This window comes from Pantoea sp. ABR1s, from assembly GCF_057812235.1.
Genome location: NZ_CM173823.1, coordinates 1,515,809 through 1,531,222, shown reverse-complemented (window position 1 = coordinate 1,531,222; position 15,414 = coordinate 1,515,809). Strand labels below are relative to the sequence as shown.

Here is a 15,414-nt window from a genome sequence, read left to right as displayed (position 1 = left end):
AGGTGTAAAGGCGCGCCGCAGCGCGCGCTTAAAAAAGGGTGTCCGTCGCCAGCAGCGCCTGCTCCAGCGCGCGGGCGGAGACGCTAAACGGCAGCCGTTCTGCGCAGGCCTGGGGGAATTTAATCTGCTGCGCGAGGTTGCGCAGCGCGCTATGGCGATCGCCGCGTAACACCGGCAGCTTCAGCGGCATATCGTAGTGACGCAGCAGCGCAAGGAGTTCTGCATCCGCGACACCGTCATGTTCCATCAGCGACTGCACCAGCAGGCTGAAGCCGACTTTCTCACCGTGCAGCCAGTGATGCAGCTCCGGCAGGTGCGTCAGTCGATTGTGAATGGCGTGCGCAAAGCCCGGCGTCGGCAGCAGGTCGCGCACACTATTCGCCAGCCCGGCGAGCACGATAGTGGCATCAATGACTCTGACCAGTTCAGGCGTGACCCGCTGCTGCTGGCAGGCCAGGATCGCGGCGTCTCCCTGCTGCCGAAAAGTGTCCAGCGCCTGCCGCGCGGTCATCACCTTAAGATCCAAAGCCAGATCATCAGGGTTGTGCTGCTGATAAGGCCGGAATTCATAATATTTGGCCAGCGCATCCACAATACCCGCTTTCAGGTAGCGCACATCGCTCCGGGCGATCACTTCACTGTCCACCAGCACCAGCTCCGGCATTTTCCCCAGCGGCTGGCTGTGCAGATGGCCGCCTTGCTCGTTATAGATGATGGCAATCGGTGACCAGGCCGCGCAGGTTGCCGCCTGGGTCGCAAAGTTAACCAGTGTGACCGCCGGCAACTGGCTGGCAGCGGCTTTAGCCGCATCCAGCACGCGTCCGCCCCCAATCGCCAGCAGCAGTTCTGCGCCCTGCTGTTCGGTATGGTGTTTTAAGCTGGCGATGGCCTGTTCTGTACATTCGCCCTCTAAATAGTCGAGCTGCCAGCGGATGCCATTCTCTTCAAGACTCTGGCTTAATTCCGGATTAACCGCCTGCCACGCCTGAGGAGAGGTAAAAATACGAATATGGGTGGCATAGGGTTTAATAAACTGACCGGCGCGGATGCGCAGGCCCGCCTCATGCGCATAGGCTCGCGGAGATGTAATGGCTAACACAGCAGCATCCTGATTATATAAAATAGAAAAAGACTTTTATTACAGTGAGTTAATAGCGCTTCATGGAATTTAATTTCTTTTCTGAATACTACGACAAATAACAATTTAAGCAATCAAAAACCGGCCATTTCATATTCACAAATCCGCATTAGGTTAGTTATTTTTCACACATAGCGACCCGGCTTTTACTGTTAATCTCTCATTCTGGCTGAATGAATTAACTGCCTGCCTGGCAGTTTTCCGGGAAATATTATGCAACTCGATTTTCGTCAGGTCAGAGAAGATGAGGTAGATGTTTATCTGGCGCTGATGCATGCCGCCTATGCACCCGTTAAAGCACTGGGCATTAAATTTGATGCCGCCACGGCTGACCGCGCTACAGCATTACGCCATCTGCAGAATCATGGCGTGTATGCGCTCTACATGCGTGACCAGATGGTTTCATCAGTGACCGTTCGCTATCCCTGGGGGCCGCTGCCCGGCCCGTTTGGGCTGCCGCATATCGGCTGGTTTGGCGCGCATCCCGACTATCCCGGCCACCATTTTGGTCGCCAGGTTCAGGATCGGTTAGAGCAGGAAATCCTGATCGATCAGTTGCATGCCCCTGCGGTCTCGCTGGGCACCGCCACCCATCACCCCTGGCTGAAAGAGATGTATCTGAAACGTGGCTTCCAGCCGATGCATACCCGCGATCTCGGTAAAGGTCACATCACCCTCTATATGAAAAAAGTACTGGACCCGGCGGCACATGATGCCTGGCTGAGCCGCCAGACAGCAGCAGAAGGAAACCCGCTATGAGCAGCGATAATCCCGCATCACTGGGCGAACAGCCGATCGCGTTTCGCCACGAACTACACCGTTTTCCGGAGCGACCGCAATGAACCTGAGCGTAATGCTGGCTGAACATATCCTTTATGGTCAGCCGGATGAGTCAGCGCACCAGCACGCGCGTGAAGGTGTGCGGGACTTCCTGGCGGTGAGCTGGCCGGTGTTACAGGGCGAGGTGCCGGATAGCGGCTTACCGGCACTGCGCACAATCTACCGCGACGGCAGCGTGCGCTCGCAGGCGCTGCTGCTGGGCTATGCCGGACATGCGCTGGACTACGATGATTTTCATGCCGATTTTCGCGGTCACCCCAGCGTAGTGATCCTGCCCGCCCTGCTCGCCTGGCAGCAATATCAGCCAAAGCGCCTGAACCGTTTTCTGGATGCTTACGTCACAGGTGTGGAAATGGCTGGTCGTCTGGGACTGGCTGTCAGCCAGCAACATTACGCGCTGGGCTATCACAACACGGCAACGCTGGGCACCCTGGCAGCGGCGGCGGCACTGGCGCGTTTGCTGGCGCTGGAGAGTGATGCAACCGCGACCCTGCTGGGGATCGCTGCCACCCAGGCCAGCGGGCTACGCGCGCAGTTTGGTTCGGCGGTGAAACCACTGCACGCTGGTTTTGCCGCCGAACGTGCGGTGTCAGCGGCTCTGCTGACACTGGCCGGAATAGATGGCCGTCAGGCGGGTGTGATTGAGGCTTTTCTGGCAGCCAGCAGTTCGGGTCAGGCGCAGCCGGAGAAATTGCTGGAAAACTGGGGCCGCCCCTGGCGGATTAGCGCGCCCGGACTGGAGTTCAAACCTTTCCCAACCTGCGCAGGCACCCACAGCGCAGCGGAAGCGGCACAAATGCTGCGCCAGCAGTGGCTGGCAGCCGGCAAACCTCTTGATGCGCTGCTGAGCCAGATTGTCGATATCACCGTCGCCTTCCCGCCAGGCGGTGACATCGCCGCTTCCATATCCGTTCCGACGCACGGCATTGAAGCGCGTTTCAGCCTGGAATATGTGATTGCTGCGATGCTGATCTACGGCGATCTGCGTTTGCAGGATTTCGCCGAAGGCGATCTCAATCATCAGATTATGCCACTGGCCGCCCGCGTCCGTCGTACTCCCGATAACAGCGCGCCGCCCGATGCGATTAATCCCGCCCTGCGCTTCCATGACGTCACGCTGACGCTGAGTGATAGCACAAAGCTGCATCAGCGCCGCACGCGCCAGCAGTCACTGGCAGAGAGTGTGGATGTAAACAGGAAACTGCAGCTGGCGCTGAAGGCGTCGTCGCCCGATCTGCTGGCAGCCAGTGAGCTGCGTTCAACGGCAGATTTGCAGGCGCTGGGCCGCGCAGTGCTGAGCGCCCTGTAACCGACTCATAACGGGGGAATAAAGGCCTGCACCGGCGTGACTTCCCCGGCAAATTTACGTACCTGCACCACCGTAATCTGCCCGCTACATCCCTGTGCCAGAGATGACGTCCCGATATCCAGCGTCAGCACATTGGGATTACCGTGACGACAAAGCGGACGGGCGGCAGTGGCGTCGACCGGATCGTACCAGGCACCGGTTGGCAGCTGTACCACGCCAGGCATAACCGTGTCGGTGAGACGTGCGCTGGCGAGCACATGGCCCCGATCGTTATAAAGCTCAATGATGTCGCCATCCGCGATAGCCCGGGCTGCGGCATCCTCGCTGTTGAGGCTACAGACTTCGCGCCCGCCACGCTTGCCACTCTGACTGAAATCACCAAAATCGAGCTGACTGTGCAGGCGCGTCGCGGGCTGATTGGCAATCAGCCAGAATGGGTAGTCGGCGCTGGGTTTTTGCTGGGGTTCACGCCATACCGGATGGCCGGGACAGTTGTCATAACCAAAGCTGGCGATAGTGGCGGAGAAGATCTCAATTTTGCCGCCTGCTGTGGGCAGCGGTGCGGCGTCAGGGTCAGCGCGAAACGCATTGATCATCCGTCCACCATCCTTCACCTGCGGCAACGCCAGGATGCCCTGCTGCCAGAACTGATTGAAATCCGGTGTCTGCACCTGATGCGCCGCCAGTTTTTCCTGTAGCTGATGGTAAAGATGCTGCAACCAGCCTCGCGCATCGCGCCCTTCGCTAAACGCTTCTTCCCGGCCAAGTTGCCTGGCCAGCTCACGGAAAATCGTGTAATCGTCCCTGGCTTCGGCGTAAGGCTGTGCCACTGGCTGCATGGCGATTAAATGGCGATCGGTCGGCGCACCGCCGATATCCTCACGCTCCAGGGTCATGGTGGCGGGCAGAACGATATCAGCATGACGCGCACTGGCGGTCCAGACGCTCTCATGCACGATGAACGTATCCAGCTGGCAAAACGCCTGACGCAGCCGGGCCAGATCCTGATGGTGGTGAAACGGATTGCCGCCCGCCCAGTAAGCCAGCCGGATATGAGGATAAGTAAGCTGACGGCCATTGTAGTCAAACCTGGTGCCGGGATTGAGCAGCATATCGGCAATACGGGCTACCGGAATAAAGCGGTCGATGCCATTTTTGCCCTGCGGCAGGGACGGAAAGCTGACCAGATTGTGATGTTTGCCATAATGGCCCAGCGCACCCAGTGCATAGGTATAGCCGCCGCCGGGCAGCCCGGGCTGTCCGAGTGCCGCCGCCAGCACCAGGCCAAGCCAGACCGGTTGTTCGCCATGCTCGGCGCGTTGTAAGGCATGGGCGACCGTAACCAGTACGCGCTTGCCGTGCAGCTGTCGGGCGAATTGCCTGATCAGGTCGCTGCTGACGCCACAGATCGCGGCCGCCCAGGGCGCGTCACGCACCACGCCATCCTCTTCACCCCGGATGTAGGCCACCATCTGAGGCCAGCCGACACAGTAGCGCGCCAGAAATGCCTCATCGGTTAACCCTTCGGTGATTAATACCGCCAGCAGGCCGAGTATAAACGCCGCATCCGTTCCGGGTCGCAGCGCCAGCCACTCACCCTGTGCTTCCTCTGGCAAATCGCTTTTCAGTGGGCTTACCGAGATAAAACGGGTGCCGCGCTGTGCCGCACGCTGCATAAAACCGCGCTCGGTATGCTCACTCAGGCCGCCGCTGGCCACCTGGGCATTTTTCAGCGCCAGCCCGCCAAACGCCAGCACCACCTCGCTGTGACCGGCAATCTCTTCCCAGCTCACGCCACGCCGGGCGACTTCATTCATGTCGCCCACAATATGCGGCAGCAATACCGATGCCGCGCCGGAGCTGTAGCTGTTAACTGAGCGAACATAACCGCCCAGCGTGGTGTTCAGGAAACGGTGCACCTGACTTTGGGCGTGATGGAAACGGCCTGCGCTTGACCAGCCGTAAGATCCGCCAAAAATCCCCGCCGGGCCGTAAGCCTCACCGACCCGCTTAAGCTCCTGTGCAACCCGATGACTGGCTTCCTCCCAGCTAACCGCGACATATTCATCTGCCCCACGACGCCGATCCGGGCCAGGCCCGTTTTCCAGCCAGCCACGCCGTATCATTGGCCGTGCGACGCGTGCCGGGTGATTAAGTGCATGACGGAAGTTTTGCAACAGCGGACTGGGGTCGGGATCGCCCCCGAACGGCTCAATAAGCAGTTGATCGCCGCTGCGCTCAGCGTGAAAAGCGCCCCAGTGGGCGCTGTGCATTACCGGTTTTTGCGTCATCCTGCTTCCTGGTTATCACAAAAGAAACGGTGCTCAGAGCACCGTTGCGATAAAGTTTCTGACGCGTCCGTTGTCTGGATCGTCAAGTACCTGCTGCGTCGGGCCAGCCGCCACAATTTTGCCGCTCTCCATAAAGACGATGTTATCGGCGACCTCGCGGGCAAATCCGATTTCATGGGTGACAACCACCATGGTGATACCGGAATGCGCCAGCTGTTTAATGACCTGCAGCACTTCACCCACCAGTTCCGGGTCAAGCGCCGAGGTCGGTTCATCAAACAGCATAACGCCAGGATCCATCGCCAGTGCGCGGGCAATCGCAACGCGCTGCTGCTGACCACCGGAAAGGTTTTGCGGCCACTCATCTTCGCGACCAGACAGCCCCACCTGTTTCAGCAGCGCCAGTGCTTTGCTGGTCGCCTGATGGCGACTCTGCTTTTTCACCCGCATCGGCGCATCCGTGATGTTCTGCAGCACGGTACGGTGCGGGAACAGGTTAAATTGCTGAAACACCATGCCGATTTCCGCCCGCTGGCGTGCAATGGCACTGCTGTTGAGTTCGTGCAGCGCCTGGCCTTTTTGTCGGTATCCCACCATCTGGCCGCCGATACGGATGGTGCCACCATCCAGCTTCTCAAGGTGATTAATGCAGCGCAGCAGCGTGGATTTACCGGAGCCGGATGGCCCCAGAATCACCGTGACCGACCCGGCAGGTATATCCAGGTTAACGTCGTCGAGGATGGTTACGCCAGAGAAGCGCTTAGTGACCCTGCGCAGTGCAATTGCTTCAGCCATTGCTCACACTCCTTTGTGTTTTCGGCAGCGAAAAGCGCGGCAACGACGGCCAGAGGCTGCGCTTTTCACGCCGCGTGACACCGCGGCCAAAATAACGCTCCACGTAATACTGGCCCACCGACAGCACTGAGGTCATCAGCAGATACCACAGGGTGGCGACCAGCAGCAGCGGGATCACTTCATAGGTGCGCTGATAGATAATCTGCGCCGAAAACAGCACATCCTGCAGAGAAATCACTGACACCACTGCCGTGGTTTTCAACTGGCCAATGATCTCGTTACCCGCTGGCGGCATAATGGCGCGCATCGCCTGCGGTAAAACGGTATGACGGAAAATCTGAGCCGGGCGATATCCAAGCGCGCGTGCCGCTTCAATCTGCCCATTACCCACGCTCTGGATACCCGCGCGCACAATTTCTGCGGCATAGGCGGACTGGTGCATGACCAGCGCGATCACTGCCGCACTAAACGGGCTGACCAGCGCGTTGGACTGTGCACTCCAGATCTCACCTAAACCGGGAATCGACAGCGCTATTCTGGGATAGAGCGCCGCGATGTTGTACCAGAGAAACAACTGCACCAGCATCGGCACACCACGGAAAAACCAGGTGTAGGCCCAGCTCACCGCAACCAGAACCGGGTTTGATGAGAGACGCATCAGCGCCAGCACCGTGCCGAAGGCAAAGCCCAGCACCACTGAAATGGCGGTGAGCTGCAGCGTCATTAACACCCCCTGCAGAATGGAGGGCGCAGTGAAGTTTTCTGCGATGATCCCCCACTCAAAGCGCGGATTGTTAATCATCGAATGTGCCATCGCCACCACGCACAACAGCACCACCAGCGCACTCAGCCAGCGTCCGTAGTAGCGTTTACTGACGATTTTCAGATCGTCAGTGTGGTTCTGAATCGCACTCATTTAAAAATCTCTTCGTTGCGTCGGGCTTCGGTCACAGCACCAAATCCGATTCCCCAGTTATCGAGGATTTTCCGGTAGCTGCCATCTTTGATTAAGGAGTTCAGCGCGGCCTGCACGGCAGGTTCAAGCGGAGAGGCTTTCGGGAAAGCGACAGAGACCGGTGCATCGTTAACGGTGATTTCGCCGCTCATAGTCAGCGGTTTGATTACCTTAACCTGCCACAGCAGCCCCTCATAAGGCCCCAGGAACAGCGGTACGCGCCCGCTGACCACCGCCTGCACGCCAGCCGGACGATCCGGGAATATCGCTACCTTGATGGGCTGCTTACCTGCGGCCTCACAGGCTTTACTGGCTTCTTCCAGCCGCGTAACCTGGGTGGTACCGGAACCGGCGCCGACCTCTTTGCCGCAGACGTCACTGAGTGATTTAAACGGGGCGATACTGGCGTCTTTTCGGGAAATAATTCCCAGCAGGCTGGCGTTGTAGTAGCCGACAAAGTCGATCTGTTTCAGGCGGGTCGGTGTGGCATTTATGTTCGACAGCGCCACATCGTAACGTCCGGTTTTCAGACCGGGAATGATGTTGTCGAAGCCGCCCGTGTCGCGCCACTCTACCGCGATACCCAGACGTTCACCCACCGCATTCATGATGTCGATTTCGCGACCGGCCAGCGTCTTATTATCTTCTTTATAAAAGGTAGTTGGCGGCGTATTCGGGTTTGTTCCTGCCACAATGTAGCCACGCTTGAGGATATCCGCAGGAATCAGCGTTTTCAGCGCCGGATCGGCTTTAACATGTATGCTGCTGTCAGCAGGCACTGAGGGTTCTGCCGCAAAGCTGACGGATGCGTTGAGCACGAGTGTGAAAAGGGTCATTCTTTTTATCAATTTCACCGGAACCTTTCTCCTGATATTTAAAATGTTCCCCCAGAGGGAAAAGCGATCGTGACCTGTTGTCAGCGCTGAAAGAAAGCCAGATAAGCGGCGGGCTCCAGAGCTTTTATCATCCTCGTAACGTTCTGTTGTCATTCTCAGTGAAGACCGGCGGCGATCACAAATGCTAAAACCGGGAATATTTTGCTGGAATATGGCAATGGCGCGCGTTGCGAGGCTGTTGAACAGGCGCTGGCATCCTGTGACCGAAGAGATGAGCAGTTTGGTAAGGATTGGCGAGGCGAGAAAACGTCATACTGCGGTTAATTAATTGGCACAGCCAGGCTCTGATGATTAATAAAAATATAATTTCATTGATAAGTATTTATTGAAAAATCATCCCTCTGCGCCTGACCGATTCTTTTATCCGGGACTTATTTGATCAAAATCAATAACTATTTATTCAGGTAATGTAAAGACTGCAGCAGGCACGGGAATCATAATTTTAATCAAAATTATCAATACATTACACGAAGTAAATCAAAGATTAGCAGGCAGATAGTTTCCCTTGAGAATAATGAAAGCCTCAATAATCAGATCATTGAGTAAGCATAAATAATATTAAAGATTAGTCTGGCGCTGACGATAAGAAGATTATCTTTGAATTATTTAACAGCCTCTTCTCTGCTTCTGATATCTCACTAAAGGTGAACCTTATGGGCCTTGCTCAACGCATCTCCGATATTAAAATTGGGAAAAAACTGGGCGTCGGTTTTATCGTCGTCATTGCTGCCTCCCTCGCCATTACTTTTATCGCTTTCGATTGTTTTCGCAGTATTAAAGACAACTCCGCCCGGCGCACGATTACCGTGGAGATGGTAAACACGTTAAGCAAGGCACGCCTTAACCGCACCCTCTACCAGTACACCAAAGATCCCAAATTTGCCACGCAGAACGTTCAGGCCCTGAAGGAGTTAGATGCCCTTTATAAACGGCTGGATGGATTCAAATGGGATGAGATGGGCCAGCAGAAAGTCGCGCTGATGGGGCAGTTACTTAACGATTATCAGAATCAGCGCCAGACATTCGTGACGGCTGCGCAGGCGACAAGCAGCGCCTTTGATGCCATTAAACCGGGTGCCCTGATTGCGCTTGCGCATCAGTTTGAATCACTCGATATGGCTCTGACACCCGATGCGGCGCTGCCGGTCATGCACCTGGCCGCAGCGCTGTTTGATGCGGCCAATGTTGAAAAAGCGTTTCTCGATAAGCCGTCTGAGGCCAGCAGAGAGGCGATTCTTGAAGAATACACCGCTATCAACACCCTGAGCGAGCAACTGGATATTTTCGCCCAGCCGAATATTAATGACGTAACGCGAAATGTGCTCAGCACTCTGACGCAGCAACGCCAGGCTTTAACGCGCTATGTCGATGCGACAGAGAAAGAAAAGAGCGAATCGGCGGGCCTGACCACCACCGCAGAGCGGCTCAATGCGGTGGTCTCCGATACCTTTGCCTATCAGTCCCAGCTATCCTCTGAATTTATCAAACAGGCGGAGTGGCGCATTGCTTTTGCCGCGCTGATTTGTGTTGTGCTGAGTCTGCTGATTGCCTGGCGGATCACCCGCAACATTACGCTGCCATTGAAAGAGACGCTGAACGCAGCGCAACGTATTGCCAGCGGTGATTTAACAACCTCACTGAAAACCACACGTGGTGATGAGTTAGGTCAGCTGATGCAGGCGGTAGATGCAATGAACATCAGCCTGCAGAACATCATCTCCAACGTGCGTGATGGCGTCAGCAGCGTGGCGCGTGCCTCGGCGGAAATCGCGGCAGGTAATACCGATCTTTCATCCCGCACAGAACAGCAGTCTGCCGCAGTGGTTCAGACCGCGGCCAGCATGGAAGAGCTCTCTTCAACGGTGAAACAGAATGCGGAGAACGCTCACCATGCGAGTCAGCTGGCGACAGACGCGTCAGTGAATGCCGGACGTGGTGGCGAGATTATCCGTGACGTTATCGAAACCATGAACAACATCAGCCAGAGTTCGGGCAAAATCGGCGAGATCATTCACGTCATCAACAGCATCTCCTTCCAGACCAATATCCTGGCCCTTAACGCCGCCGTCGAAGCGGCACGAGCCGGAGAGCAGGGTCGCGGATTTGCGGTAGTTGCCGGTGAAGTCAGAAATCTGGCCCAGCGCAGTTCACTGGCCGCCAAAGAGATTGAAACGCTGATACGCGAGTCACTTGATCGGGTTCATGATGGTTCTGAGTTTGTGGAACGCGCCGGTACCACCATGGATGACATCGTCCGCTCTGTCAGTCAGGTTAAAGATATTATGGGTGAAATTGCTGCCGCCTCTGACGAGCAAAACCGCGGCATTTCTCAGATCGCCACGGCAATGGCCGAGATGGATACCACGACGCAACAGAACGCCGCGCTGGTTGAAGAGTCCTCCGCCGCAGCCAGCTCACTGGAATCTCAGGCTGATGAACTGGAAAAAACAGTGGCCGTATTCCGTCTCTCTCCCGGACAAAGCAGCGTCAGCCGGGGCGCACCTGCCCTGTCGCCGCGTTTAGTGCCCGCAGTGCCCGTTAATGCATCAGCAGACTCAAGCTGGGAAAGCTTTTAACGGTTAGCGAAGCGTTAATTCTGTCTGACCGTAAATAGAGCCAGCCTTAATTGATTGAGGCTGGCTGAAATAACAGCCCTCTTCAGACAAATAAGTGATCTGATTAATCAGAAGATAATAAGCCGTAGCGGTTAACGCGGGAATGACAGGGTCAGGCGAGCATCCGGAAACTGAGGGAAGGTCATATTTCGGCCACGACAGCTGAAACAAGCTGGCTCGTGCCTGATGATTCCGGTTTATATCCCGGCTGGCTTTGAAATGAGGGTAGATAAGAATCGCGATCGGTCTGTACAGAAAGCGATGGAGAGAGAGTTGTCGTCCCTGACAGCTTCTCCGGCCGGTCTACGCTTTCGCGCAACCGATGAGGTCATCCGCTTCGTCGTTTTCCGGCCGGAGCCGGACTACGTCCATTGGCATCAGTTCCGTTACTGCTAGTTCAGCTCTTCGTTCAGGCTTGCAAGCGTCTGCAGGTACGGCACCTGCTGTTGAGCAATCGCCGGTGACTCAAAACTACTCAGCCAGCTTCTGGCTTCGGCGATTTTCGTCAGCCGATCCGCGTTGCTTTCAGATTTCGCCATATAACCCAGTTGGGTAAAGAGTGTTGCGATACTGATTTCTTTTTCACCCAGGGCAAGGCTTAGTGCCGCTTCGCCAATAATGACGTGGCCTTTCTCGTCGTTTTGAAATAACACAGAAAATCCTCCATTAGATACGAATTGATGACAACCTCACCAGAGACTGTAGTCGTAAAAGAGAGAACTGCCCGAATTTATCACTAAAAATCGCGCAACTTGCTGAACAAATGTACTTAATGTTTTTTTTCCGGATTGTTCTGTTTGTCTCTGCCGCCCTTCCTGTCAGACTTGCTTTTAAATTCACGATGGGATGTCACCATGAAACTTTCCATTCTCCTTACGCTGCTGGCTGCGACGGTCTGCTCCGTTTTTGCTGCCCATGGCAAATTTGAAACGCAGCAGGCTGGCCAGTCACTCTTCACGCAAAGCGGGGGAACGATCAGCGAAGAATAATGGCTGCGCGCAGCATCGTCAGTGACCGGCCAATCGGTTATGATCCGTTGCCATTTACCTGCCGGTTGCCCGATGTCTGCCATTATCGATACGTTTATCGCCCCGCCATGCTTTGATGAGATAACCCTTCTCTTTCAGGACGACCATCTGCTGGTGATCAATAAACCCAGCGGTTTGCTGAGCCTGTCAGGCAAAAATCCGCAAAACCTCGATTCGGTGCATCATCGGCTGGTGAAGCTTTTTCCTGGCTGCGCGCTGGTTCATCGGCTCGATTTTGGCACCTCCGGGCTGATGGTCGTCGCACGCAGCAAAACGATTAATGCGGCACTCTGCCAGCAATTCAGCCAGCGCAGCGTGCGTAAAGCTTATCAGGCGCTGCTGTGCGGGCACCTTGCCGATGACGAAGGCGTCATTGATGCCGCGATAGCGAAAGATCCGGCGCAGTTTCCCCGGATGGTGATTTGCCCGATCCAGGGGAAACCTGCGCGCTCACGCTACCGGGTCATAGAACGCGGTTATTATCAGGAAAAAAAGGGAAAGGGATTGCCGGTCACGCGGGTTGAACTGATGCCGGAAACCGGGCGCACCCATCAGCTGCGCATTCACTGTCAGCAGCTGGGGCACCCGATTCTGGGCTGTGATCTCTACGGCGGGCTTTTGTTGCCTGGCGCGGATCAGGCAGAGAGACTGATGCTGCACGCCAGCGGATTGACGTTTGTTCATCCTGTCAGCGGCAGCACGCTGCAACTCTCTGCCGACAGCCCGTTCTGAATGCGTCAGCGCGCTGTTACCACATCAAATCATCGGGCACTTTGAAATCAGCATAAGGATCATCTTCGTCCTGTGCTTCTTCACTTAATGCACTGTTTAATACGATGGCACTGGCATCACGCTGCGCAATTTTATCCGCTACGCTGGCCGGGATGATGGCGTACTGGCTCTCGCCATTATTGTCAGCCGCCAGGCGGGCAATGGCGAGACGCCCATTGATCAGCTGAGTCTGCGTCAGCTTATCCACCATAATCTTTTTGATCAGGTTATTGTCGGTGAAGTTGAAGCTGATGTTGCCTCTTGCCACGTCAATTTTGTTCATTTCGATCAGCTGTTTGACCTGCGCTTTGTACTCTTTAGACAGCACAGCCAGCTTCTGCTGCTCGTTCAGCTGCTTATCCCGCTCAAGCTGCGCTTTTTTGTTATCTTCCACCGCCGCTCTGGCTTCACGTGCCTGAACCCTGGATTTCTTCGCTGTCCGCTGAACCTTGTCCATTTTTTTGCTGGATACTAATCCCGCTTTCAGCATCTGCTCTTGCAAGGTGAGTTTTGTCATTGTCGTCTCTGAACCCGTGAAATAATGTCCGGGATTATACCTGTAATCATCCGGGCTGTACCAGGTTGCCGCACCTGCCACGCCCGCGATTGCGGGCAGCCTCTCAACACTGTGCTAACATTCCCCGGTCAAAATCACCTTATTGAGCACCATGTCAGAGCTAACAAAACGTAAAAATGACCCTGAAGGGCTGAAAAAACGCATCATCGCAGGCGCACTGAAAACCTTCGCGGAGTTTGGTATGCAGGGTGCCAGGATGGAGCAGATTGCTGAGCATGCGCAAACCACTAAACGCATGGTGGTCTATCACTTTGGCAGTAAAGAGCAGCTTTATATCCACGTGCTGGAGCAGGTTTATCAGCAGATACGTCAGCATGAAACCGGCCTGAACCTGGCGGCGATGGAGCCGGAACTGGCCATGACCCGCCTGGTGGAAGCCAGTTTTGATTACCATGTCGAGCATCCCGATTTTATCCGGCTGGTCTGCAGTGAGAACCTGTTGCGCGGGCGCTACATTACCCAGTCGCCGCAGATTAAAGCCCTTAACCGCAGCGCGCTGGATCTGCTGGATGACATTCTGGCACGCGGTCAGCAACAGGGCGTGTTCACTGCCGATGTGCAGACCATCGATGTCCATCGCCTGATCAGCAGTATCTGCGTTCATCACGTCTCAAACCGCTACACCTTCAACGCCCTTTTCAGCCCGGACAACAGCGAAGCAGAGAGTATCCGCCGCAATCGTCAGCTGGCTGTAACCGCAACGTTACGCTATATCCGCAAATAATTGCCCGCAGGCCGGGCTGCGCTTAGCCATAGTCTACGCTTACTGATACTTGTCACTAAAATGCAATAATAAGGAATGCTGTTGTGAGCAGAGATGCACGCCTCTATCCGCTTCGTCAGACCCATGTTGAACCCGATGATGATGCGCTGTGGAACTGGGCGCAGAACGCGCAAATCGGCAGCCGTCACCAGGTTCAGCGTCCCGCCAGTGAAGCGGAATTACAGAGACTTATTCGGGAGTCACACGGCCAGATTCGGGTGATCGGCAGCAAGCTGTCGCCTGGTCGTATGCTGCATGTCAGTGATGACGATGTGCTGCTCGATCTCAGCGCCCTGAGCGGCCAGCTTGCCAGTGATGAACAGAGCGTGACCTTTGGTGGCGCGACCCCGCTTGAGCAGGTCTATCGCAGCCTGACCGAAATGAACCGCATGCTGGCTTCATCGCCAGGCGTGATTGCGATTCAGACACTGGCGGGCGCGATGGCGACCGGAACGCACGGCCAGGGATTGCAGCAGAGTTCGATTGCCGACGAAGCGCTGGCAATCAAAATGGTGCTGGCCGATGGCAGCGTGCGCGAATTTGTTCGTGGCGACGCTGACTTCCCGGCAGCGCAGGTCTCACTGGGCGCACTAGGCATTGTTACCGCGGTAACCCTGCGTACCCAGCCGTTTAGCATCTTCACCTGCCACAAATATGCCGTCTCTGCCGATACCCTTGAAGAGGATCTGCTGCGCTGGAACAACGACTATCCGCTGAGCAAAGCCTGGTGGTTTGTCGATGACAACCTGATGCACGTCTGGAACGCCCATGAGGCGAGTGACGAAGAGCGTCAGCGCTACGAAGCGCAGGGTCGTCAGGTGGTGGAACATGAGGGCGATGTTGACGAAAGCCTCAACGACACCATCGACCAGACGCTGGCGCATATGCACCGCGATACGCAGATTGAGGGCAAAGGGGGAAAACAGTTTCGCACCGTCACCCGTTTTCGTGATTTCACCGATGTTACCGGTGACATTTACCAGCTCTTCTGCCGCGGCATTGCGGTGCCGCAGATCAATGTGGAAATCGGCGTGCCGCTGGCAAAAACCCCGGCCATCATTCGCCGCATCAAGCAGTGGTATGCCGAGAACCGTCCGCATATGCACTACCCGATTATCCTGCGCTGCACCGGTGCATCATCGGCCTGGCTCAGTCCGGCCGCTGACCAGCCAACCTGCTTTTTCGGCTTCGTGGTCTATTACGCCGACGATGGTTCGCTGTCACAGGAAGGCCTGCACTTCCTGACTGAAGTGGAAAAACTGCTGGCCGAAGAGGGCGGACGCCCGCACTGGGGCAAATATTACGATGAAGAACGCTACAACTGGCGTGAGATCTATCCGCAGTGGGACACCTTCCGCGCCCTGCGCAGCCAGCTCGACCCAAATGGCCGACTGGGTAACGACTACATCACGCCACTTTTTGACTGATTGAGGAAA

The 15,414-nt window shown here is 55.8% G+C and carries 14 protein-coding genes; 6 read left to right on the top strand and 8 right to left on the bottom strand.

Going from position 1 to position 15,414, the window contains the following annotated elements:
- Nucleotides 1-28: 28 nt before the first annotated feature.
- Nucleotides 29-1,099 (bottom strand): iron-containing alcohol dehydrogenase family protein, encoded by a 1,071-nt coding sequence (locus ACXKZD_RS06975; protein ID WP_033772156.1) that lies wholly within the window; start codon nt 1,097-1,099, stop codon nt 29-31.
- Between the two features lie 252 nt (nt 1,100-1,351).
- Here ACXKZD_RS06975 and ACXKZD_RS06970 point away from each other — a divergent pair, with 252 nt between their 5' ends.
- Together ACXKZD_RS06970 and ACXKZD_RS06965 are read left to right on the top strand one after the other, a co-directional pair.
- Nucleotides 1,352-1,897, top strand: a complete 546-nt coding sequence (locus ACXKZD_RS06970; RefSeq protein ID WP_033758314.1) for an N-acetyltransferase — start codon at nt 1,352-1,354, stop codon at nt 1,895-1,897.
- Between the two features lie 79 nt (nt 1,898-1,976).
- The gene (locus tag ACXKZD_RS06965) at nt 1,977-3,287 is read left to right on the top strand and encodes an MmgE/PrpD family protein (RefSeq protein WP_010670926.1); all 1,311 of its coding nucleotides are present in this window, start codon (nt 1,977-1,979) and stop codon (nt 3,285-3,287) included.
- 5 nt (nt 3,288-3,292) lie between these two features.
- On the opposite strand, the gene ACXKZD_RS06960 is transcribed toward ACXKZD_RS06965, so the two are convergent.
- The 4 genes from ACXKZD_RS06960 to ACXKZD_RS06945 are packed head-to-tail and all read right to left on the bottom strand — an operon-like array spanning nt 3,293 to nt 8,164.
- Nucleotides 3,293-5,578, bottom strand: a complete 2,286-nt coding sequence (locus tag ACXKZD_RS06960) for a molybdopterin-dependent oxidoreductase (RefSeq protein WP_187505585.1) — start codon at nt 5,576-5,578, stop codon at nt 3,293-3,295.
- 33 nt (nt 5,579-5,611) lie between these two features.
- On the bottom strand, nt 5,612-6,373 hold the full coding sequence (locus ACXKZD_RS06955; RefSeq protein ID WP_010670928.1) for an amino acid ABC transporter ATP-binding protein: 762 nt from the start codon (nt 6,371-6,373) through the stop codon (nt 5,612-5,614).
- A complete protein-coding gene (locus ACXKZD_RS06950; RefSeq protein WP_182500179.1) occupies nt 6,366-7,289 on the bottom strand; it encodes an amino acid ABC transporter permease in 924 nt (307 codons plus the stop codon). Before ACXKZD_RS06950 ends, ACXKZD_RS06955 begins: the two co-directional genes overlap by 8 nt.
- Nucleotides 7,286-8,164: an ABC transporter substrate-binding protein gene (locus tag ACXKZD_RS06945; protein ID WP_010247954.1), complete on the bottom strand. Its 879-nt coding sequence runs from the start codon at nt 8,162-8,164 to the stop codon at nt 7,286-7,288. Before ACXKZD_RS06945 ends, ACXKZD_RS06950 begins: the two co-directional genes overlap by 4 nt.
- A gap of 713 nt (nt 8,165-8,877) precedes the next feature.
- On the opposite strand from ACXKZD_RS06945, the gene ACXKZD_RS06940 reads away from it, so the two are divergent.
- The gene (locus tag ACXKZD_RS06940; RefSeq protein ID WP_324700769.1) at nt 8,878-10,800 is read left to right on the top strand and encodes a methyl-accepting chemotaxis protein; all 1,923 of its coding nucleotides are present in this window, start codon (nt 8,878-8,880) and stop codon (nt 10,798-10,800) included.
- Nucleotides 10,801-11,231: 431 nt separating this feature from the next.
- Here the strand turns inward: ACXKZD_RS06940 and ACXKZD_RS06935 are convergent, their stop codons facing one another.
- A complete protein-coding gene (locus ACXKZD_RS06935) occupies nt 11,232-11,492 on the bottom strand; it encodes a hypothetical protein (RefSeq protein ID WP_010247965.1) in 261 nt (86 codons plus the stop codon).
- Between the two features lie 116 nt (nt 11,493-11,608).
- The gene (locus ACXKZD_RS06930) at nt 11,609-11,911 is read right to left on the bottom strand and encodes a hypothetical protein (protein WP_176442661.1); all 303 of its coding nucleotides are present in this window, start codon (nt 11,909-11,911) and stop codon (nt 11,609-11,611) included.
- On the opposite strand from ACXKZD_RS06930, the gene ACXKZD_RS06925 reads away from it, so the two are divergent.
- Nucleotides 11,901-12,599: an RluA family pseudouridine synthase gene (locus ACXKZD_RS06925; RefSeq protein WP_033758322.1), complete on the top strand. Its 699-nt coding sequence runs from the start codon at nt 11,901-11,903 to the stop codon at nt 12,597-12,599. The two genes, ACXKZD_RS06930 and ACXKZD_RS06925, sit on opposite strands and share 11 nt — an antisense overlap.
- A 16-nt stretch (nt 12,600-12,615) precedes the next feature.
- Here ACXKZD_RS06925 and ACXKZD_RS06920 read toward each other — a convergent pair whose 3' ends face one another.
- A complete protein-coding gene (locus tag ACXKZD_RS06920) occupies nt 12,616-13,155 on the bottom strand; it encodes a DUF2058 domain-containing protein (protein ID WP_010247968.1) in 540 nt (179 codons plus the stop codon).
- Between the two features lie 151 nt (nt 13,156-13,306).
- Between ACXKZD_RS06920 and ACXKZD_RS06915 the strand changes: the two genes are divergently transcribed.
- Nucleotides 13,307-13,939 carry a TetR/AcrR family transcriptional regulator gene (locus ACXKZD_RS06915; RefSeq protein ID WP_010670932.1) on the top strand — a complete coding sequence of 211 codons (633 nt, stop codon included), beginning with the start codon at nt 13,307-13,309 and terminating at the stop codon, nt 13,937-13,939.
- An 83-nt stretch (nt 13,940-14,022) separates the two neighbouring features.
- Nucleotides 14,023-15,405 carry a D-arabinono-1,4-lactone oxidase gene (locus ACXKZD_RS06910; RefSeq protein WP_033758324.1) on the top strand — a complete coding sequence of 461 codons (1,383 nt, stop codon included), beginning with the start codon at nt 14,023-14,025 and terminating at the stop codon, nt 15,403-15,405.
- Nucleotides 15,406-15,414 lie beyond the last annotated feature (9 nt).

Excerpts from the sequence above, each read along its gene's own strand:
- ACXKZD_RS06965 (WP_010670926.1), top strand. The coding sequence starts at position 1,977 with ATGAACCTGAGCGTAATGCTGGCTGAACATATCCTTTATGGTCAGCCG.
- ACXKZD_RS06950 (WP_182500179.1), bottom strand. The coding sequence starts at position 7,289 with ATGAGTGCGATTCAGAACCACACTGACGATCTGAAAATCGTCAGTAAA.
- ACXKZD_RS06930 (WP_176442661.1), bottom strand. The coding sequence starts at position 11,911 with ATGGCAGACATCGGGCAACCGGCAGGTAAATGGCAACGGATCATAACC.
- ACXKZD_RS06970 (WP_033758314.1), top strand. The coding sequence starts at position 1,352 with ATGCAACTCGATTTTCGTCAGGTCAGAGAAGATGAGGTAGATGTTTAT.
- ACXKZD_RS06960 (WP_187505585.1), bottom strand. The coding sequence starts at position 5,578 with ATGACGCAAAAACCGGTAATGCACAGCGCCCACTGGGGCGCTTTTCAC.
- ACXKZD_RS06915 (WP_010670932.1), top strand. The coding sequence starts at position 13,307 with ATGTCAGAGCTAACAAAACGTAAAAATGACCCTGAAGGGCTGAAAAAA.
- ACXKZD_RS06945 (WP_010247954.1), bottom strand. The coding sequence starts at position 8,164 with ATGACCCTTTTCACACTCGTGCTCAACGCATCCGTCAGCTTTGCGGCA.
- ACXKZD_RS06940 (WP_324700769.1), top strand. The coding sequence starts at position 8,878 with ATGGGCCTTGCTCAACGCATCTCCGATATTAAAATTGGGAAAAAACTG.
- ACXKZD_RS06925 (WP_033758322.1), top strand. The coding sequence starts at position 11,901 with ATGTCTGCCATTATCGATACGTTTATCGCCCCGCCATGCTTTGATGAG.
- ACXKZD_RS06955 (WP_010670928.1), bottom strand. The coding sequence starts at position 6,373 with ATGGCTGAAGCAATTGCACTGCGCAGGGTCACTAAGCGCTTCTCTGGC.
- ACXKZD_RS06920 (WP_010247968.1), bottom strand. The coding sequence starts at position 13,155 with ATGACAAAACTCACCTTGCAAGAGCAGATGCTGAAAGCGGGATTAGTA.